This window comes from Rhizobium sp. GR12, assembly GCF_036596185.1.
GTDB classification, from domain to species: Bacteria; Pseudomonadota; Alphaproteobacteria; order Rhizobiales; family Rhizobiaceae; genus Agrobacterium; species Agrobacterium nepotum.
On sequence record NZ_JASXTH010000006.1, the window covers coordinates 359,528 to 378,744 of the forward strand.

At 59.2% G+C, this 19,217-nt stretch carries 19 protein-coding genes; 8 read left to right on the forward strand and 11 right to left on the reverse strand.

Annotation, left to right across the window (positions count from 1 at the left end; translation table 11 throughout):
* The first annotated feature begins 46 nt into the window (after positions 1 to 46).
* The 3 genes from QSK43_RS13240 (at position 47) to lysM (ending at position 2,759) form a co-directional block, all read left to right on the forward strand.
* Complete coding sequence (locus QSK43_RS13240) at positions 47 to 1,657, forward strand: phosphoenolpyruvate carboxykinase (protein WP_332303802.1); 1,611 nt, start codon at positions 47 to 49, stop codon at positions 1,655 to 1,657.
* A gap of 127 nt (positions 1,658 to 1,784) precedes the next feature.
* Complete coding sequence (gene arfB, locus QSK43_RS13245) at positions 1,785 to 2,219, forward strand: alternative ribosome rescue aminoacyl-tRNA hydrolase ArfB (protein WP_045019243.1); 435 nt, start codon at positions 1,785 to 1,787, stop codon at positions 2,217 to 2,219.
* Positions 2,220 to 2,306: 87 nt separating this feature from the next.
* A complete protein-coding gene (gene lysM, locus QSK43_RS13250) occupies positions 2,307 to 2,759 on the forward strand; it encodes a peptidoglycan-binding protein LysM (protein ID WP_332303803.1) in 453 nt (150 codons plus the stop codon).
* Positions 2,760 to 2,806: 47 nt separating this feature from the next.
* Here lysM and coaA read toward each other — a convergent pair whose 3' ends face one another.
* From coaA to hisB, 7 genes are read right to left on the reverse strand one after another with little or no spacing between them, the layout of a single operon-like run.
* Positions 2,807 to 3,808 carry a type I pantothenate kinase gene (gene coaA, locus QSK43_RS13255; protein WP_332303804.1) on the reverse strand — a complete coding sequence of 334 codons (1,002 nt, stop codon included), beginning with the start codon at positions 3,806 to 3,808 and terminating at the stop codon, positions 2,807 to 2,809.
* Positions 3,805 to 4,128 carry a phosphoribosyl-ATP diphosphatase gene (locus QSK43_RS13260; protein WP_045019241.1) on the reverse strand — a complete coding sequence of 108 codons (324 nt, stop codon included), beginning with the start codon at positions 4,126 to 4,128 and terminating at the stop codon, positions 3,805 to 3,807. The genes coaA and QSK43_RS13260 overlap by 4 nt, the downstream gene beginning before the upstream one ends.
* Before the next feature lie 15 nt (positions 4,129 to 4,143).
* Complete coding sequence (gene hisF, locus QSK43_RS13265; RefSeq protein ID WP_332303805.1) at positions 4,144 to 4,920, reverse strand: imidazole glycerol phosphate synthase subunit HisF; 777 nt, start codon at positions 4,918 to 4,920, stop codon at positions 4,144 to 4,146.
* Positions 4,917 to 5,666, reverse strand: a complete 750-nt coding sequence (gene hisA, locus QSK43_RS13270) for a 1-(5-phosphoribosyl)-5-[(5-phosphoribosylamino)methylideneamino]imidazole-4-carboxamide isomerase (RefSeq protein ID WP_332303806.1) — start codon at positions 5,664 to 5,666, stop codon at positions 4,917 to 4,919. The genes hisF and hisA overlap by 4 nt, the downstream gene beginning before the upstream one ends.
* Before the next feature lies 1 nt (position 5,667).
* A complete protein-coding gene (hisH, locus tag QSK43_RS13275; RefSeq protein ID WP_332303807.1) occupies positions 5,668 to 6,318 on the reverse strand; it encodes an imidazole glycerol phosphate synthase subunit HisH in 651 nt (216 codons plus the stop codon).
* 1 nt (position 6,319) lies between these two features.
* Positions 6,320 to 6,811, reverse strand: coding sequence for a DUF2628 domain-containing protein (locus QSK43_RS13280; RefSeq protein WP_332303808.1), 492 nt, complete (start codon positions 6,809 to 6,811; stop codon positions 6,320 to 6,322).
* 23 nt (positions 6,812 to 6,834) lie between these two features.
* Positions 6,835 to 7,431, reverse strand: coding sequence for an imidazoleglycerol-phosphate dehydratase HisB (gene hisB, locus QSK43_RS13285; RefSeq protein WP_332303809.1), 597 nt, complete (start codon positions 7,429 to 7,431; stop codon positions 6,835 to 6,837).
* Positions 7,432 to 7,634: 203 nt separating this feature from the next.
* Between hisB and hslV the strand changes: the two genes are divergently transcribed.
* From hslV to QSK43_RS13305, 4 genes are all read left to right on the forward strand, one after another.
* Positions 7,635 to 8,159: an ATP-dependent protease subunit HslV gene (gene hslV, locus QSK43_RS13290; protein WP_003516283.1), complete on the forward strand. Its 525-nt coding sequence runs from the start codon at positions 7,635 to 7,637 to the stop codon at positions 8,157 to 8,159.
* Positions 8,160 to 8,246: 87 nt separating this feature from the next.
* Entirely contained in the window at positions 8,247 to 9,554 is a 1,308-nt protein-coding gene (gene hslU / locus QSK43_RS13295) for an ATP-dependent protease ATPase subunit HslU (protein WP_045019233.1), read from the forward strand.
* Positions 9,555 to 9,743: 189 nt separating this feature from the next.
* Positions 9,744 to 10,709: a DUF1402 family protein gene (locus tag QSK43_RS13300; RefSeq protein WP_332303810.1), complete on the forward strand. Its 966-nt coding sequence runs from the start codon at positions 9,744 to 9,746 to the stop codon at positions 10,707 to 10,709.
* 121 nt (positions 10,710 to 10,830) lie between these two features.
* Complete coding sequence (locus tag QSK43_RS13305; RefSeq protein WP_332303811.1) at positions 10,831 to 12,999, forward strand: malate synthase G; 2,169 nt, start codon at positions 10,831 to 10,833, stop codon at positions 12,997 to 12,999.
* Between the two features lie 77 nt (positions 13,000 to 13,076).
* Here the strand turns inward: QSK43_RS13305 and QSK43_RS13310 are convergent, their stop codons facing one another.
* On the reverse strand, positions 13,077 to 13,790 hold the full coding sequence (locus QSK43_RS13310) for a L,D-transpeptidase (protein WP_045019227.1): 714 nt from the start codon (positions 13,788 to 13,790) through the stop codon (positions 13,077 to 13,079).
* 183 nt (positions 13,791 to 13,973) lie between these two features.
* Here QSK43_RS13310 and QSK43_RS13315 point away from each other — a divergent pair, with 183 nt between their 5' ends.
* Positions 13,974 to 14,459: an MmcB family DNA repair protein gene (locus tag QSK43_RS13315; protein ID WP_332303812.1), complete on the forward strand. Its 486-nt coding sequence runs from the start codon at positions 13,974 to 13,976 to the stop codon at positions 14,457 to 14,459.
* Between the two features lie 59 nt (positions 14,460 to 14,518).
* Here QSK43_RS13315 and QSK43_RS13320 read toward each other — a convergent pair whose 3' ends face one another.
* The 3 genes from QSK43_RS13320 to hrpB all read right to left on the reverse strand — a co-directional run bounded on the left by QSK43_RS13320 (position 14,519) and on the right by hrpB (position 18,997).
* Positions 14,519 to 15,106: an ActR/PrrA/RegA family redox response regulator transcription factor gene (locus tag QSK43_RS13320; protein WP_332303813.1), complete on the reverse strand. Its 588-nt coding sequence runs from the start codon at positions 15,104 to 15,106 to the stop codon at positions 14,519 to 14,521.
* 67 nt (positions 15,107 to 15,173) lie between these two features.
* Positions 15,174 to 16,481, reverse strand: coding sequence for an ActS/PrrB/RegB family redox-sensitive histidine kinase (locus tag QSK43_RS13325; protein WP_332303823.1), 1,308 nt, complete (start codon positions 16,479 to 16,481; stop codon positions 15,174 to 15,176).
* A 29-nt stretch (positions 16,482 to 16,510) separates the two neighbouring features.
* Positions 16,511 to 18,997 carry an ATP-dependent helicase HrpB gene (gene hrpB / locus QSK43_RS13330; protein ID WP_332303814.1) on the reverse strand — a complete coding sequence of 829 codons (2,487 nt, stop codon included), beginning with the start codon at positions 18,995 to 18,997 and terminating at the stop codon, positions 16,511 to 16,513.
* Between the last annotated feature and the right edge of the window lie 220 nt (positions 18,998 to 19,217).

Here is a 19,217-nt window from a genome sequence, read left to right on the forward strand (position 1 = left end):
CCGTTCAAATTTCAACGGCCTTATCGTCATTAACAAGGAACGCGTCATGAACGAGCTTGGGGTTCATAATCCTGCCAATGGAGTTGAGAAACTCGGACTCGGCGAGGCTTCCCGCGTCTTTTATAACCTCAACGAAGGCGAATTATACGAAGAGGCGATCCGCAACGGCGAAGCCGAACTGACCATCGATGGCGCGCTGCGCGCCGTCACCGGCCAGCATACGGGCCGTTCACCGAAGGACAAATTCGTGGTCCGCGATGCTTCCACCGAAGACACCATCTGGTGGGACAACAACAAGCCGCTGTCGCCGGAAAACTTCGAGCTTCTGCGCCAGGACATGCTGGCCCATGCTGCCGGCAAGACGCTTTATGTGCAGGACCTGATCGGCGGCGCCGATGAGGAAAATGCTTTGCCGACACGCGTCGTCACCGAGCTTGCCTGGCATTCGCTGTTCATCCGCAACCTTTTGATCCGGCCGAAGCGGGAGAAGCTGGCTGGCTTCAAACAGAAGCTGACCATCATCAACCTGCCGAGCTTCAAGGCCGATCCGGCCCGTCACGGCGTCCGTTCGGAAACCGTCATCGCCTGCGATCTCACCAATGGTCTCGTCCTCATCGGCGGCACCTCCTATGCCGGCGAAAACAAGAAGTCGGTCTTCACGGTTCTGAACTATCTCCTGCCGGCAAAGGGCGTCATGCCGATGCACTGCTCGGCCAATGTCGGTCCTGAGGGTGATTCCGCCGTGTTCTTCGGCCTTTCCGGCACCGGCAAGACCACGCTTTCGGCTGATCCGTCGCGCACGCTGATCGGCGATGACGAACACGGCTGGGGCGAGCACGGCATCTTCAATTTCGAAGGTGGCTGCTACGCCAAGGCGATCAAGCTTTCTGCCGAAGCCGAACCGGAAATCTACGCTGCGACCCGCCGTTTCGGCACGGTTCTCGAAAACGTCGTGCTGGACGAAAACCGCGTTCCTGATTTCAACGACAACTCGCTGACGGAAAACACCCGCAGCGCCTATCCGTTGCACTTCATTCCGAATGCATCGGAAACGGGCCTTGCCGGTCATCCGAAGACGATCATCATGCTGACGGCGGATGCCTTCGGCGTGCTGCCGCCGATTGCCCGTCTGACGCCGGAACAGGCCATGTACCACTTCCTGTCCGGTTACACCGCAAAGGTCGCGGGCACGGAAAAAGGCGTGACGGAACCGGAAGCGACCTTCTCCACCTGCTTCGGTGCGCCCTTCATGCCGCGCCACCCGGCGGAATACGGCAACCTGCTGCGCGAGCTGATCGGCAAGCATGGCGTGGATTGCTGGCTGGTCAACACCGGCTGGACCGGTGGTGCCTACGGTATCGGCAAGCGCATGCCCATCAAGGCGACGCGCGCGCTTCTGACGGCTGCTCTCACCGGCGAACTGAAGGGTGCCGAATTCCGCACCGATGCGAATTTCGGTTTCGCTGTGCCCCTGTCGCTGGAAGGCGTGGACAGCGCAATCCTCGATCCGCGTTCGACCTGGGCCGATGGCGCAGCCTATGATGCGCAGGCGAAGAAGCTGGTATCGATGTTTGTCACCAACTTCACCAAGTTCGAGGATCATGTCGACAGCAAGGTTCGCGATGCGGCACCGGGCCTGCTGCTTGCGGCTGAATGAATGAAGCCTCATACGTGAGGGGGAGGGAACCCGGCCTTGTGCCGGGTTTCTTTTTGCCTGCTTGTTTCATTTTGTCGGCTGTTTTCATTTTTTGCGATCTGTGGCATCACCGGCGCGGAGAAAGATCATGGCCAGCGACCCGCTTTACATCAATAACCGTATCACCATCGCCGGCTGGGAGCTGACGGAGCAATTCGTGCTGGCCGGTGGGCCGGGCGGCCAGAACGTCAACAAGGTCTCGACGGCGGTTCAGCTGTTTTTTGATATCGCCAATTCGCCCTCCCTGTCGGACCGGGTGAAGGCGAATGCCCTGCGTCTGGGGGGCCGGCGTGTTTCGAAAGAAGGCGTTCTGATGCTCGAGGCGAGCCGGTTTCGCAGCCAGGAGCGCAATCGCGAAGATGCCCGCGAAAGGCTGAAGGAACTGATCCTTGAAGCAGCCGCCCCGCCGCCACCGGTGCGCAAGGCCACCAAGCCCACCAAAGGCTCGGTCGAGCGCCGCCTCAAGGCGAAATCCGGACGCTCGGACGTCAAGAAAATGCGTGGCAAACCATCAGGCGACTAGGTTGCAGCTGGATGGCAAAATGTTTCGCACTTGTCATAGAGCTTCATATATCGTCTGGTAAGCCTCTCTACAACCAAGGAGGGTGCTATGGGTCTATTCAGTTTCATCAAGGACGCGGGAAAAAATCTTGGTATCGGCGGCGGCGATGATGCCCCCGATGTTGAAGCTGTCAAAAAAGAACTCGCTTCCCATGATCTCGGCACGGACAAGGTTCAGGTTGAGGTGGTGGATGACAAGGTCGTTCTGAAGGGCGAAGTGGCCGATCAGTCCGCTTTCGAAAAGGCGGTCATCGCGGTCGGCAATACGCTCGGCATTTCCAAGGTCGAGGCCGGCGAGCTGACGGTGGCTGCGGCACCGGCGAAGGAGCCCGTCTTATACACGGTCAAGAAGGGCGACAATCTCTGGAAGATTGCGGAAGCCCAGTATGGCAAGGCAAATGGCGGCAAGAACAACATCATCTTCGAAGCCAACAAGCCGATGCTGACCCATCCCGATAAAATCTATCCCGGACAGGTCCTGCGTATCCCTGACCTTGCGTAATAACGGATTTAACCGCTGCAATGGAGATGCCGCTTTCGCGGCATCTTTCACAACTTGCGAAGCGCCACCGTATCGATCAGGTGGTTCTTTCCCTTGCGCAAGATGAGGTCGGCACGCGGACGCGTCGGCACTATGTTCTGGCGCAGGTTCTTCAGGTTGATGTTCTGCCAGAGACCCTCGGCAATACTGAGCGCCGCTTCTTCGCTGATCGACGCATAACGGTTGAAGAACGAATTCGGGTCGCGGAACGCGGTTTGCCGCAGGTTCATGAACCGGTTCACATACCAGTTGTGAATGAAGTCCTCATCGGCGTCGATATAGATCGCGAAATCGAAGAAGTCGGAAACGATCGGCACGATCCGCCCGCCCGCTGGCAGATCGCGCGATTGCAGCACGTTGATGCCTTCGAAGATCAATATATCCGGCCGGTCGATGACTGTGAATTCGTTCGGCAGCACGTCATAGGTCAGGTGCGAATAGCGCGGCGCCTTCACATTCGGCTGGCCCGCCTTGATCGCCGAGAGAAAACGCAGCAGTGCGCCGATATCGTAGCTTTCCGGAAAACCCTTGCGCTCCATCAGGTTCTCGCGTCGCAGGACCTCGTTCGGGTAAAGAAACCCGTCGGTGGTGATGAGATCGACCTTCGGGCTGGAGGGCCAGCGGGCCAGAAGCTCCTTCAGGATACGCGCCGTCGTCGATTTTCCAACGGCCACCGAACCGGCAATACCGATGACAAATGGCGTCTTGTTGATATCCGCCATGTTCAGAAAGCGGTTGCGCTGTTCGAAAAGCAGCTGCGATGCCTCCACATGCGATGACAGGAGGCGCGACAACGACAGGTAGATCCGCCGCACTTCGTCCAGATCGATAGGGTCGTCCAGCGAACGCAGCCTTTTCACCTCGTCGCCGGAGAGGGTAAGCGGCGTGTCGGCTCGAAATTTCGCCCATTCTTCCGAACTGAAGAAATGATAGGGCGAATATTCATCCGGCCGGAAATGATCGAGTGTACTCGGCATGCCTCTCTCCCCGCTGCCTGCCTTTACATTCATGATGTCGGCCTCGCCGCCTTTTCCGCAAGCCCGGTCTGTCCGGTTCGGCGCTCAAGTTCGGCAAAAACGTCGTCCAGGGGGATATCGGCAATCTTCAGCACCACCAGCAGATGATAAAGCAGATCGGCGGCCTCGTTCGTCAGCCCGTCGCGGTCTTTCGCGATGGCGGCGATAACGGCCTCAACCGCCTCTTCGCCGAGTTTTTTCGCCGCACGTTCCTGGCCTGCCGCAACGAGTTTGGCTGTCCAGGATTCGTCAGGAGATGCGGCGGCGCGTGTCGCGACGATGCGTTCCAGATCGGAAAGGGAAAATGCGCTCATGAGAGGTTCCTGCAATCAGTCGAGACGCATGGCGATGCCATGCTCTGCCATATAGGTCTTGGCTTCACCGATCGAATAGGTGCCGAAGTGGAAGATGGAAGCGGCAAGCACCGCAGTTGCGTGGCCATCACGAACCCCGGCCACCAGATCGTCCAGCGTTCCGACGCCGCCCGAGGCGATGACGGGCACACGAACCTGATCGGCAATGCTGCGTGTCAGGCCGATATCGTATCCGCTTTTGGTGCCATCGCGGTCCATCGAGGTGACGAGCAGTTCGCCGGCACCGCGTTCGACCATTTTGACGGCGAATTCCACGGCGTCGATACCGGTCGGCTGACGGCCCCCATGGGTGAAGATTTCCCAGCGCCCCGCTTCGCCGTCCTTCGAAACCTTTTTGGCGTCGATGGAGACGACGATGCACTGGTTGCCGAACTTGTCGGCCGCCTGCGCCACGAAGTCGGGGTCCTTCACCGCTGCGGAATTGATCGAGACCTTGTCGGCACCGCAGAGAAGCAGCTTGCGGATATCCGCGACGGCGCGGACGCCGCCGCCGACAGTCAACGGCATGAAGCAATGGTCGGCGGTGCGCGATACGACGTCGAAAATCGTGTCGCGATTGTCGGACGAGGCGGTGATGTCGAGAAAGCAGAGTTCGTCCGCTCCCGCCGCATCGTAGGCTTTCGCCGCCTCGACGGGATCGCCGGCATCAATCAGGTCGACGAAGTTCACGCCCTTGACGACACGGCCGTCTTTCACGTCGAGGCATGGAATAACGCGGGCTTTGAGGGTCATGCTCTTGCCTCCTTGGCTGAGGCGGCCTTGATCAGAGCCAGCGCCTCCTGCGGATCGATGCGCCCGTCATAAAGCGCGCGGCCCGAAATTGCGCCCTCGAGCTTTGCAGCATCCGGCTGCAACATGCGCTTGATGTCGTCGATGGAGGCAAGGCCGCCGGAGGCGATGACCGGGATCGACACGGCATCCGCCAGTTCAAGCGTCGAGGCCCAGTTGATGCCGGCCAGAATGCCGTCCCGATCGATATCGGTGTAGATGATGGCGGCGACGCCGGCACCTTCGAAACGTTTGGCAAGTTCGATGATGCCGAGTTCGGAGGCTTCCGCCCAGCCCTCAACGGCAACCTTGCCGCCCTTGGCATCGATGCCGACGGCAACCTGGCCTGGGAAACGCTTGCAGGCTTCCAGAACCAGAACCGGATCACGCACCGCCACGGTGCCGAGAATGACGCGGGCTAGCCCACGGCTCAGCCACGCCTCGATATGGTCGAGATTGCGGATGCCGCCGCCGAGCTGCACCGGATTTTTCGTGGCTTTGAGGATTGCGTCGACGGCCTCGCCATTCACGGTCTCGCCCGCGAAGGCACCGTTGAGATCAACGACATGCAGCCACTCGAAACCTTGGTCCTCGAAGGCTTTCGCCTGCGCGCCTGGGTCGGTGTTGTAGACGGTAGCCTGGTCCATATCGCCGAGTTTCAGGCGAACGCACTCACCGTCTTTAAGATCGATTGCGGGAAAAAGGATCATGTCAGGGCTTCCAGCGCAGGAAATTGGAAATCAGGGCAAGGCCGAGCGTCTGGCTTTTTTCCGGATGGAACTGCGCGCCCGCCATATTGTCGCGTCCGACGAAAGCCGTCATCGCGCCACCGTAACTGGTAGTGGCGATGACATCCGCCGGATGTTTCGCCGCCAGATGATAGGAATGTACGAAATAGGCGTGCAAGCCGTCCGCGCCGGTCCTGATACCGTCAAACAGAGGATGGGCATGCCGTATTTCCAGCGTGTTCCAGCCGATCTGCGGAATTTTCAGCGTCGGATCGGAGGGTGTCATTTCAACGACATCGCCTTCGATCCAGCCGAGCCCCGTGCTCACCTTCTTTTCCAAGCCGCGTGAGGACATCAGCTGCATGCCGACACAGATACCGAGGAAGGGATGGGCCTTTTTCTCGATGGCTTCGATGAGCGCCTCATGCATGCCGGGAACCGCATCGAGACCGGCGCGGCAATCCGCATAGGCGCCGACACCAGGCAGAACGATGCGGTCCGCCGACGCGACGTGATCCGGCTTGTCGGTCAGGTCGATGGTTGCATTGATACCGGCTTCGCGGGCGGCGCGCTCGAAAGCTTTGGTGGCCGAACGCAGGTTGCCAGAACCGTAGTCGATGATCGCGACACGCATGTCAGCGCCTTCCATTCAAGTCGAAAAGAAACGATCCGGCGGGATCGTTAGCGAAGTTTTTGCCGCCGCTCTTTTGCGGTGAGGGGGTCCACACCGGCTGAGACAGCTGTTCCGTCGTTTCGGTGTCGGAGAGACCGGAGAAATATATCTCTTCGGCACTCGAAAGATCAGGGGCGGAAATGATCGAGGTCATCGTCCAGCCCTTGCCGATCAGGTGCCGAATAAGAAAATCGCGCCCTTCCAGTGCGGTGAGGAGGGCAATGGCGATGCAGCTCAGAATGCCCACCGGTTCGAATCCGGGTAACATTGACGCCCAGCCGGCCAGAACGAGAATCGTAAAGACGACGATTGCGGCCAGCCAGAGCCGGTTTGCGGCCAGCCATAGCCAGGGCGCAATCAGAGCCAGCCAGACGAACCGGTCTGCGATGAAACGGGTCGTCTTGTGGTCCCTGTCCGGCCCGTTGGGGGCTTCCAGAACGAGATAGCTTGTCATGGGCTTCCTGACAGCTTTGGCGGTCAGGCCAGCATGCCCTTTGTCGAGGGAACGCGGCCTGCCTGCCGGGGGTCGATCTCGGTTGCCGCGCGAAGAGCGCGGGCAACGGCCTTGAAGCAAGTTTCGGCGATATGATGGTTGTTGGCGCCGTAATGGTTCAGGATATGCAGCGTGATGCCGGCATTCTGAGCCAGCGCCTGAAAGAATTCACGCACCAGTTCGGTATCGAAGGTGCCGATCTTCGGTGCGGAGAAGTTCACATTCCACACGAGGAAGGGGCGGCCGGAAATATCGACGGCAGCCTTGGTCATCGTCTCATCCATGGCGAGATCGAGCGAGGCATAACGTGTAATACCGCGCCGGTCGCCCAGCGCCTTGGCGATGGCCTGGCCGATGGCGATGCCGGTATCTTCCACGGTGTGATGGTCGTCGATATGCAGGTCGCCCTTCACCTCGATGTCCATGTCGATCAGCGAATGGCGGCTGAGCTGGTCCAGCATATGATCGAAAAATCCCACCCCTGTGGAAATTGTCGATTTGCCGGTGCCGTCGATATCCACACGTACCGAAACCGAAGTTTCGTTGGTCTTGCGGATGATCTCGCCTTTACGTTCTGCCATCTGTGGCCGCTCCGTGAAAATGTCGCCGTTCCTTATCAGCACGGGACACAAATATCCAGTTGTTCCATCGTCTTGCCTGATCTGCGCAAAACGGTGTGTTGCGGGCATGATTTGCAATCGTGAAAAGCAAACTTACATAGAACTCGAGAAGAGCCGGATGCCGGCCCGTTAACAGCAGGCCCGGCAGGGCAGACAGGTGTTTGATGACAACGATTATTACAGTCAGGAAGGGCGGCAAGGTCGTCATGGCTGGCGATGGTCAGGTAAGCCTTGGCCAGACCGTCATGAAAGGCAACGCCCGCAAGGTTCGCCGTATCGGCAAGGGTGAAGTGATTGCCGGTTTTGCCGGTGCTACGGCCGATGCCTTCACGCTGCTCGACCGTCTCGAAAAGAAACTCGAGCAATATCCCGGCCAGTTGATGCGCGCGGCGGTGGAGCTTGCGAAGGACTGGCGCACGGACAAATATCTGCGCAATCTCGAAGCGATGATGCTGGTGGCCGACAAATCCACGACACTCGCCATCACGGGTAATGGTGACGTGCTGGAACCGGAACATGGCGCGATCGCTATCGGTTCCGGCGGCAACTACGCCTTTGCGGCTGCCCGCGCCATGATGGACACGGACAAATCGGCAGAGGAGGTGGCGCGTAAGTCGCTCGATATAGCCGCCGATATCTGCGTTTATACCAACCATAACCTCGTCATCGAAACCCTCGACGCCGAGTAAGCATGTTTCTCACCCCCATTTCTCACCCAAGGGTCCTGTGGGCCGGGCCGGAATGGCCGGTCGGAACAGGAAAGCCGAGAGGACAGAATGACAACTTTTTCTCCCCGGGAGATTGTCTCGGAACTCGACCGCCACATCATCGGCCAGCATGATGCGAAACGTGCGGTCGCGATTGCGCTGCGCAACCGCTGGCGTCGCCAGCAGCTCGACGAGAGCCTGCGCGACGAAGTCATGCCAAAAAACATTCTGATGATCGGACCGACCGGTGTCGGCAAGACGGAGATTTCCCGCCGCCTTGCCAAGCTTGCCGGCGCGCCCTTCATCAAGGTCGAGGCGACCAAATTTACCGAAGTCGGTTATGTCGGCCGCGATGTCGAGCAGATCATCCGCGATCTGGTCGAGATCGGTATCGGTCTCGTACGTGAAAAGAAACGCGCCGAAGTTCAGGCAAAGGCGCATGCCAGCGCCGAAGAACGGGTGCTCGACGCCCTTGTCGGATCGACCTCCTCTCCTGCGACACGCGAAAACTTCCGCAAGAAGCTGCGCGATGGCGAGCTGGACGACAAAGAAATCGACATCGAGGTTGCAGACAGCGGCTCGGGCATGCCCGGCTTTGAGATTCCCGGCATGCCGGGCGCCAATATCGGCGTTCTCAACCTGTCGGAAATGTTCGGCAAGGCCATGGGCGGACGTACCAAGAAGGTGCGCACCACGGTCTCCAAATCCTACATCGATCTCGTCCGCGACGAATCCGACAAGCTGCTCGATAATGAAATGATCCAGCGCGAAGCGGTGAAGTCGGTGGAAAATGACGGCATCGTCTTTCTTGACGAGATCGACAAGATCGCCGCCCGCGATGGCGGCATGGGTGCCGGCGTCTCGCGCGAAGGTGTGCAGCGCGATCTCCTGCCGCTGGTCGAAGGCACGACGGTTTCGACGAAATATGGCCCGGTGAAAACGGACCACATCCTGTTCATCGCATCCGGCGCGTTCCATGTGGCAAAGCCGTCCGACCTTCTGCCGGAGCTTCAGGGTCGCCTGCCTATCCGCGTCGAACTGAAGCCGCTGACGAAGGAGGATTTCCGCCGCATCCTGACAGAGACGGAAGCGAGCCTCATCCGCCAGTACAAGGCGCTGATGGCGACGGAAGAACTCGACCTCGATTTCACCGACGATGCGATCGATGCTCTGGCCGATGTGGCCGTTCATCTTAACTCGTCGGTCGAAAATATCGGTGCGCGCCGCCTGCAGACGGTGATGGAGCGTGTTCTCGACGAGATTTCCTTCAACGCACCGGATCGCGGCGGCTCCGCCGTCAAGATCGATCAGGAATATGTCAAAAAACATGTCGGCGATCTTGCCGCCGATACGGATCTGTCCCGTTACATTCTCTGAATATTTCGGAGGGCAACGCCAGGAGAGTGCGGCCACATTTGCCGCACTCTTTTATTTTATCGCCTTGTCTCGCATTCAGCCCCCATTTTGTTTATGGGAAAGGCTGCATTCCGGTTGGAACCGCTTTGTTGGAATGGTCCGGTTTTCCCTTGTTCCGGGAGAGGCCGGCTTGAGAAAAGGCATTCGCTCGTGCGCAAAACTCTTCTGGCATTTGCCGCCGCTTTGACGTTTACCGTCGTCTCGTCTTCTTATGCCGAGGCCGCGACGGTCGTTCCGCCGGGCAATCGCAATGCCGAACAGCCGGGCGTTCCTGGCGCTTCCGCACGCAGAACCAAGGCCTCCAACACTTCTTTCGAGCGCAAATATCAGAAGGTGATAGACCTTCTCTCCTCCGACAAGGCGCTGGTCGCCAAGATCAAGGCCACCGCCGGGCGCTATGGTATCGATCCGATCCATATGATCGGGGCGATCGTCGGCGAGCATACCTATAATGTCGACGCCTATGATCGCCTGCAATCCTATTACGTCAAGGCCGCCTCCTATGCCGGCAGCAGCTTCCGTTTCGGCTACAAGGACGAAACCATCGCGCAGTTTCTGGCGCATTCGCAATTTGCCAAGTGCCAGTCGAAGAAGGATTCCTACAGCCTGTGGAACTGTCGGGAAGATGTCTGGGAAGACAGCTTCCGCGGCAAGACGGTGGACGGCGTCGCCTATCCGAACAATCGTCTCAGTGCCGTGTTTTTCCAGCCCTTTTACGCCGGACAGACCTTCGGTCTCGGCCAGATCAATCCGCTGACGGCGCTGATGTTGTCCGACATGGTGTCAAAAACCTCGGGTTACGAGAAGCTGGACGAAAACGACGCTACCGCCGTTTATACGGCGATCATGGATCCAGACCGCTCGCTGGCCTTCATGGCGGCGTCTATCCGCAAATCGATCGACGACTACAGATCGATTGCCGACATGGATGTCTCCAAAAATCCGGGCGTTACCTCCACGCTTTATAATGTCGGTGGCTCGACGCAGCGCGCGGCCGCGCTCGCCCAGAAGAACCGTCAGCGTGCAGCAGGCGGAGAGCAGCCGCTGCTGCCGGAAGAAAACTATTACGGCTGGCTGGTAAACGACCGCATCAAGGACCTGCAGGCGCTTTTGTAGAAAAAGGCGATTATCGTCCGCATTCTTTCCAAAATGGAAATAATATTTGGTTGCGCCTCGCAATTGACGAACGCCTGCCTCCGCGTCCAATCTGCGCCCTTAAGATAAAGAGGAGGCGCATGTGAGCCGCACGAATAAATTCGGTCTTTCCATCGATGACAGGCTTTATGCTTTTTTGACGGATGAGGTTTTGCCGGGCACGGGTCTCGATGCAGAAACTTTCTTCGAAGGCTTTTCGGCCATCGTCCATGAGCTTTCCCCTGTTAATCGTGAATTGCTCGCAAAGCGCGACGCCTTGCAGGAAAAACTGGATGGCTGGTACCGGCAGAACGGCGCGCCGACGGATTTCGATGCCTATGAAGGGTTTTTGAAGGAAATCGGCTATCTGCTGCCGGAAGGTCCCGGCTTCACGGTGGAAACAAGCAACGTCGATCCGGAAATTGCTGCCGTCGCAGGCCCGCAGCTCGTCGTGCCGGTCATGAATGCGCGTTATGCCCTGAATGCTGCGAATGCACGCTGGGGTTCGCTTTACGATGCGCTCTATGGCACGGATGCGATTTCCGATGCGGACGGTGCGGAAAAGGGCAGGGGCTACAATCCGAAACGTGGCGAAAAGGTTATTGCCTGGGCGCGAAACTTTCTGGACGAATCGGCCCCGCTTGCAACAGCAAGCTGGTCGGATGTGACTGGCTTCAGGATCGTTGACGGCGTATTGCAGCTTGCAATCGGTGACGGCGCGACGGGGCTGAAGGACGCCGCGCAATTCAAGGGCTTCACCGGTGAGGCAGATAACCCGGCCACGATTCTGCTTGGCAAGAACGGTTTGCACACCGAGATCGTCATCGATCCGACGACTGAAATCGGCAAGGGTGACAGGGCGGGCATATCGGACGTCGTTCTCGAATCGGCTCTGACGACCATCATGGATTGCGAGGATTCGGTTGCCGCTGTTGATGCCGAGGACAAGGTGCTGGTTTACGGCAACTGGCTTGGCCTGATGCGCGGAGATCTGACGGAAGAGGTTTTGAAGGGCGGCAAGACCTTTACCCGCAGCCTTAACCCCGATCGTTATTATACAGCCCCCAATGGTTCGGCACTCACTTTGCCGGGGCGCTCCCTGATGCTGGTGCGCAATGTCGGTCATCTCATGACCAATCCGGCGATCCTGGACAGGGATGGCCGTGAGGTGCCGGAAGGCATCATGGATGCCGTCGTGACGGGACTGATCGCGCTTTACGATGTCGGCCCGTCCGGGCGGCGTCAGAATTCCCGCGCCGGTTCCATGTATGTCGTCAAACCGAAAATGCACGGACCGGAGGAAGTCGCTTTCGCCAACGAGATTTTCACGCAGGTCGAAAACCTTGTCGGCATGGCGCCTAACACCATGAAAATGGGCATCATGGATGAGGAGCGCCGTACCACGGTCAATCTCAAGGAGAGCATTCGCGCTGCAAAAGATCGTGTCGTCTTCATCAATACGGGCTTCCTCGACCGCACGGGCGACGAGATCCATACCTCGATGGAGGCAGGCCCGATGATCCGCAAGGGCGATATGAAACAAGCGCCCTGGATTGCGGCCTACGAGAACTGGAACGTCGATATCGGACTGGAATGCGGCCTTTCCGGCCATGCGCAGATCGGCAAGGGCATGTGGGCCATGCCTGACCTGATGGCCGCCATGCTGGAGCAGAAGATCGCGCATCCCAAGGCTGGCGCGAACACCGCCTGGGTGCCTTCGCCGACGGCGGCGACGCTGCATGCCACGCATTATCACAAGGTCGATGTCGCGGAGGTTCAGGAGGGTTTGAAAAGCCGCGGTCGCGCAAGGCTCTCCGATATTCTTTCAGTGCCGGTCGTGCCGCGCCCTAACTGGACGCCGGAAGAAATTCAGCGCGAACTCGACAACAATGCACAAGGTATTCTGGGCTATGTGGTGCGCTGGGTCGATCAGGGTGTGGGTTGCTCCAAGGTGCCTGATATCAACAATGTCGGGCTGATGGAAGACCGCGCCACGTTGCGTATTTCCGCGCAGCACATGGCCAACTGGCTGCGCCACGGCGTGGTAACGCAAGAGCAGATCGTTGAGACCATGAAGCGCATGGCCGGTGTGGTCGATAGCCAAAATGCCGGCGATCCGGCCTATCTGCCGATGGCGTCCGACTTTAAAGGATCGGTCGCTTTTCAGGCCGCCGTCGAGCTCGTGCTGAAGGGCCGGGAGCAGCCGAATGGCTATACCGAACCGGTTTTGCATCGCCGTCGCCTGGAACTGAAGGCGAAACAGGCGGCCTGAAGCCACGCCAGGCTTTAATAAACAAAAAAGCCGCCGTGGAATTCCCCGGCGGCTTTTTCTTTGTCCGGTATCTGATCTTACTGGATCACGACGACCTTGGTGCTGCGGCCGGGACGAACGCGGCTGTAAAGGTCGATGACGTCCTGGTTGATCATGCGGATGCAGCCGGAAGAGGCGGCGGTGCCGATCGAGGCCCATTCGGGCGAACCATGGATGCGGAACAGCGTGTCCTGTCCCTTTTCGTTGAAGAGATACATGGCGCGAGCACCGAGCGGGTTGGAAAGGCCCGGACCCATGCCCGCCTCGACATACTTGGCGACTTCCGGCTTGCGGTCCGCCATTTCCTTCGGCGGATGCCACATCGGCCATTCCTGCTTCCAGGCGACATAGGCTTCACCGGCCCAGGCGAAACCCGCCTTGCCGACGCCGATACCGTAACGAACTGCGCGGTTGCCGGACATGATATAGTAAAGGAAACGCTCACGCGTGTTGACGATGATCGTGCCCGGACGTTCGTTCGTCTGGAACTCTACGATCTGACGACGGTACTTCTCGTTCACACGATTGATCGGGATGGCTGGCAGCGCATAGCCCGCGTCGGTCACAGAGCCGTAAACATCGTTGAAGATCTGGACGGTTTCGACCTTTGCCGGAACCGGGTCGGCGACCGGCACTGACGCCGCTACCTTGCCGGATGTCTGGCCAGATGTTTGGGATGTGGTTTCGGCGCAGCCGGCCAGAGCCAGTGCTGCCGTCAGACCAAGTACGGTCAATGAGGTACGGATGCGCATATCGTTCTCGCGGAAAATTCGCCAAATTGTGCGAAGGAGTAGGCTTAATTGGATAAATCGGTTATTTTCTATTAAACCCGACTTGGCAAGCGGTTACGCTGCCACAGAACGGGTGTGCATTTAAAATTGCCGGTTGATTGTCTTTTTGCAACAATAGGCCAAACGCTTCAGCAGCCTTTATCCATGACTATTCTTTCCGTTACCAACAATAATCCGTTAATCGACGGCCGCCAGTCGGACAAGGCGATGCTGGTGCGTCGCGGTGTTCAGGTGCTTTTGCACGAGATGCGCCATTCGGTGTTGCCGGAACTGCCGCTTGCGAGCGGGAGAAGGGCAGATCTCATCAGCCTGTCGGCAAAGGGTGAAATCTGGATCATCGAAATCAAATCCTCCATTGAGGATTTCCGTGTCGATCGCAAATGGCCGGAATACCGTCTGCATTGCGACCGGCTGTTTTTCGCCACCCATCCGGAAGTACCGGTCGAAATATTCCCGGAAGAATGCGGGCTTATCCTGTCGGACGGCTATGGCGCCCATATGCTTCGTGATGCGCCGGAACATAAATTGCCGCCGGCAACCCGCAAATCGGTGACGCTGGATTTCTCCAGAACGGCGGCGACCCGCCTGATGCTGGCGGAATGGACGACCGGGCGCAGCTTCGGAGAGTGATGTCGGTTCCAGCGCATTTTCCAGACGTAAAACCGCTTCGCACTTTTACTGGAAATGCTCTATTTCGGCGCGCGTTTGGCCAGAATGCGCTGCAACGTTCTCCGGTGCATGTTGAGCCTGCGGGCGGTTTCCGAGACGTTGCGTTCGCACATTTCATAAACGCGCTGAATATGTTCCCACCGCACCCGGTCTGCCGACATCGGGTTTTCGGGAACTTCGGTCTTTTCCCCCTTGCGCTGCGTCAGCGCATTGAAGACATCGTCCGCATCGGCAGGTTTGGCCAGATAATCCAGCGCCCCGAGTTTCACGGCGGTTACGGCGGTTGCGATATTGCCGTAACCGGTCAGAACGACGATCTGCGTATCGTCCCTGTTCTGCCTGATGGCTTCGATGACCTCCAGACCGTTGCCATCGGCAAGCCTCAGATCGACGACCGCATATTTGGGCGGCGCAGCCTTGGAGCGCGCAATGCCGTCGCTGACCGTCTCGGCGGTATCGACCACAAATCCGCGTGTTTCCATCGCCCGGGCAAGCCGGCGCAGGAAGGGGCCGTCGTCATCAACGATCAGCAACGATCTGTCAGGTCCGATCGGGTCGCCGTCGTCGGTCGGCACGCTGGTGGATGGGGTCTGGTCTTCTGTCGTCATGTTTTCGGCCTTTCGGCAACTTAATCGGCTTCTTCTTCTTATCGCCGCTTCAACGTGGATCGTAAAGTCAACGGCTTCTTTTATCGTCCATAAGCGCCCGAGGCCAGACGATTGTGACCCGCGCTCCGGTTCCGCTTACACCGCGATTTTCGAAGGTAACGGTGGCGCCAGACCGTTCCAGCAGTGTCTTGGCGATGAAAAGCCCAAGGCCCAGCCCGCCCGCCCGTGTGTCGTTGTGACGTTCGGTCACATAGGGTTCGCCGATGCGGGCAAGCACGTCATGGGCATATCCCGGCCCATCGTCCTCGATGGTGACTGCGACATTCTGCGAATCATAGTCCACGGTCACGGTTACTTTTTCCCGCGCATAGTCCACGCCGTTTTCGATGAGGTTGCCCAGCCCGTAAATGACGCCGGCATTCCGGATACCGACCGGCTCGTCGACCCGGTTGTTCTTTTCGACGAGATCGAGACGGATGCCGAATTCACGATGCGGCGCCATCACCTCCTCGATCAGCGAAGAGAGCGGCAGGCGCCGCATATGTTCCTCATTGTCGGTGGAAAGCGATGTGAGGCGGCGTAGAATATCGCGGCACCTTTCGCTCTGGCTGCGCAGCAGCGCTATGTCTTCGCCAAACCTTTCATCATTGCCGAGTTCCCTCTCCATTTCCTTGGCAACGACGCTGATTGTCGCCAGCGGTGTGCCCAGCTCGTGCGCGGCGGCGGCGGCCAGCCCGTCCAGCTGGGAAAGGTGTTTTTCCCGTTCCAGCACCAGCTCGGTCGCGGCCAGCGCGTCGGCCAGCTGATTGGCTTCGTGCGAAACGCGATAGGCGTAGAACGCCGCGAAAGAGGTCGTGGCGATGATCGCGACCCAGGTGCCGACATGCAGCAGAAGCTGGATCGGCAACACCTCGCCGGGATACCAGGGGACCGGAAACGGCGAAAAGGCGATCGCCGTCGAGCAGATGACGGCAAAGGCGAGGAGGATAAGCGAGTGCCGAAGCGGCTGCGAGGCGAAGGCGATGATGACCTGAACGCAGATCAGCGGCGCGAAAGGATTGGAAAGACCGCCGGTGATGTAGATGAGTGCCGTCAGTTGCAGCAGGTCGAAAGCAAGCAGCAACGTCGCTTCCCACGGCTCCAGACGATAGGTGGAGGGGAAACGGGCGGTGAGAAACAGATTGGCGAGCGCCAGTGCCGCAATCAAAAGGCTGCAAGCCAGAAGCGGCAGGGGAAAATGCAGCGCGGATGCAACGAACAGGATCGTCGCGCTTTGTCCCGCTACAGCCAGCCAGCGCAGCCATACGATGGTTTGCAGCCTTATCCTGCGGCTGGCGCGGCCAAGCCTTGTCGTTTCGATCGGATGGCCAGCCACCTTCGTCTCCTCTACGCTTTTCATCGTCGTCACGTTCCGCGCGGTTTTACGCGGCTGGTCGGCAATGCCGATGCCGGGTCCTCCGGCCATGGATGGCGCGGATAACGCCCGCGCATATCCGCCCGCACGTCTTTCCATGATCCCGCCCAGAAACCGGGAAGATCGCGTGTCGTCTGTATCGGCCTGTACGCCGGCGAGGTCAATTCCAGCAGCAGCGGCAACCGTCCCTGTGCGATGGCCGGGTGGGCGGTCAGTCCGAAAAGCTCCTGCACGCGAATGGAGAGGGTCGGTTCGCTGGCGTCGTAACGAATGGGATGCCGCTGGCCCGTCGGTGCTTCGAAATGCGTTGGCGCCAGCCTGCCGAGATCGCGCGCGACCTCATGGGGTACCAAAGACAAAAGCCCTTCGGAAAGACTGCCGGGCCGGATATCCTGCAGGCTGCGTGCGCCGTGCTGGAAAGGAACGAACCAGTCATCCAGTCGCAAAAGTAATGCCTCGTCGCTGACATCCGGCCAGGGTTCACCGATGCTGGTGTGCAGAAAGCCAATCCTGTCGCGCAGCTGCAGGGTTTCTTTCGAGAGGGGAAGGATGCCGATGCCGAATTCCCGAACACCGTTGGCCAGAGCCTGTGCTGCCCGTTCGCCTTCGGGGCGGGGCAGGGGCGTCTCGTCGAGGATGATCGCGCCGAGGCGCGTGACGCGGCGTGCACGCGCCTGGCCGCTCGCTTTGTCGAAAAGCAGCTGATCCTGCTGTGCGATAAGGTGTGGCATCCGCTCTTCTATATCGGCCCGCTCTATGCTTGCCGCAGAAAGGATGCGCGGTTGTGCCGCCCGCCCGGTAACATCGGCCACCACCAGCATCCTGCTCGCCGCCAGCCGTTCGGTCTCGGCAAGTTCGGCGCCGCGGCCATTCGCCATCACATAGCGGCCGCGTGCTCCGCGCTGAAGGGCAATCCGGTCCGGATAGGCGTGCAGTAGCAGGGGACCAGCCTCGCTTGCCTGTTCGGTTATCGCTTTTGCACCGCCGACCGCATCGAGAAGTCTCGACGCCAGCTTGCGCGCCGCCTGCGCCCTTTCGCTTCTCTCGGAAAGAAAGCGCCGCAGTCTTTCATCGAGATCGATGTCGTTTCCGCCCAGGCCCTGTTCCGTCAGCATGACGGCGAGCATCGCCGCCTTTTTCCCGCTGCCTTCGCTCGCAGCCGCAATCACCATTGCCGCGAGCCGTGGCGGCAGTGAAAGGCCGCGCATCAGGTGGCCGCGTCGTGTCAGTGCGCCGCCTTCATCAAGCGCACCCAGATTTTTGAGAAGCGCAATCGATTCCTTCAGCGCCGCTTCGGGAGGCGCATCCAGAAAAGCAAGCGCGGCAGGATCATGAACGCCCCAATGGGCAAGATCGAGCGCGAGACCGGAAAGATCGCTCGCCAGAATTTGTGGTGGCGTAAAGGCGTTGAGCGCCGCCGTCTGTCCCGGATGCCACAGGCGGACCGCAATGCCGGGTTCCGTTCGCCCGGCGCGGCCGGCTCGCTGGTCGGCGGAAGCCCTGGACACCCGCACGGTCTCCAGCCTCGTTATTCCTGTGGCTGGTTCGAAGACCGGTAGTCGCTGCAATCCGCTGTCGATCACCACACGCACGCCGTCGATGGTAATCGACGTTTCGGCGATCGAGGTGGCAAGCACGATCTTGCGCCGTCCGGCCGGTGCCGGCTTGATCGCCGCATCCTGCTCCTTCTGCGAAAGGTTGCCATAAAGCGGGATAATATCCGTATCGTCGGAAAAACGACCCTCCAGCCGGTTGGCCGTGCGGGTGATTTCCGCCTGACCCGGCAGAAAAGCAAGGATGGAACCTGTTTCCGATGCATGGGCTTCAGTGATGGCCTTGCTAACCTTCTCCTCGACCGGAACGCCCTGCCAGCGATCCTCGTAGCGAATGTCGATCGGGAATGTCCGGCCAAGGCTCTGAATGACCGCAGCCTCCCCCATCAGCGCACTGATGCGCTCGACATCAAGGGTAGCGGACATGACGAGGATGCGCAGATCCTCGCGCAATCCCTCCTGCACATCGAGCGCAAGCGCCAGCCCGAAATCGCCGTCGAGCGAACGTTCATGGAACTCGTCGAAAATCACGGTCGAAACGCCGGCAAGTTCGGGATCGTCCAGAACCATCCGGGCGAATACCCCTTCGGTCACCACTTCTATCCGGGTTTTCGAGGAGATACGGTTGTCGAGTCGCATGCGGTAGCCGACGGTTTCTCCAACATTCTCGTGAAGCAGATCGGCCATGCGCCCTGCCGCGGCCCGGGCGGCAAGCCTGCGTGGTTCGAGAAGAATGATCTTGCCGTCGCCGCGCCATTCCTGCTGTAAAAGATGGAGAGGCACTAGCGTCGTCTTGCCCGCACCCGGTGGGGCCGAGAGAACCGCACGCTTTGCTTTGCCCAACACTTCGGCGATATCGGTCAGAACGTCGCTGACGGGAAGTTCGGGTAAGTCGGTCTTTATAGGGGCTGGCGTTGTGGTCATGCAAACAGGCCTGCGGCAATCGGGTTGTTGTTTGAGCGTCTCATATGCCGTTTCTAAAGCACGGCCCGGTGCTTTGACAGCCGGCTTTGAGGGTTTCGCGAAGGCTCTTCCGGCAAAATCGCGGTTCTTGATAGGCTATTTGCGGAAACCCGTGGCAATGGGACTCCGCATGCACAGCGAAAACAGAGGAGGATTCCGTTTCCGCGGCCCTCCTGTATCG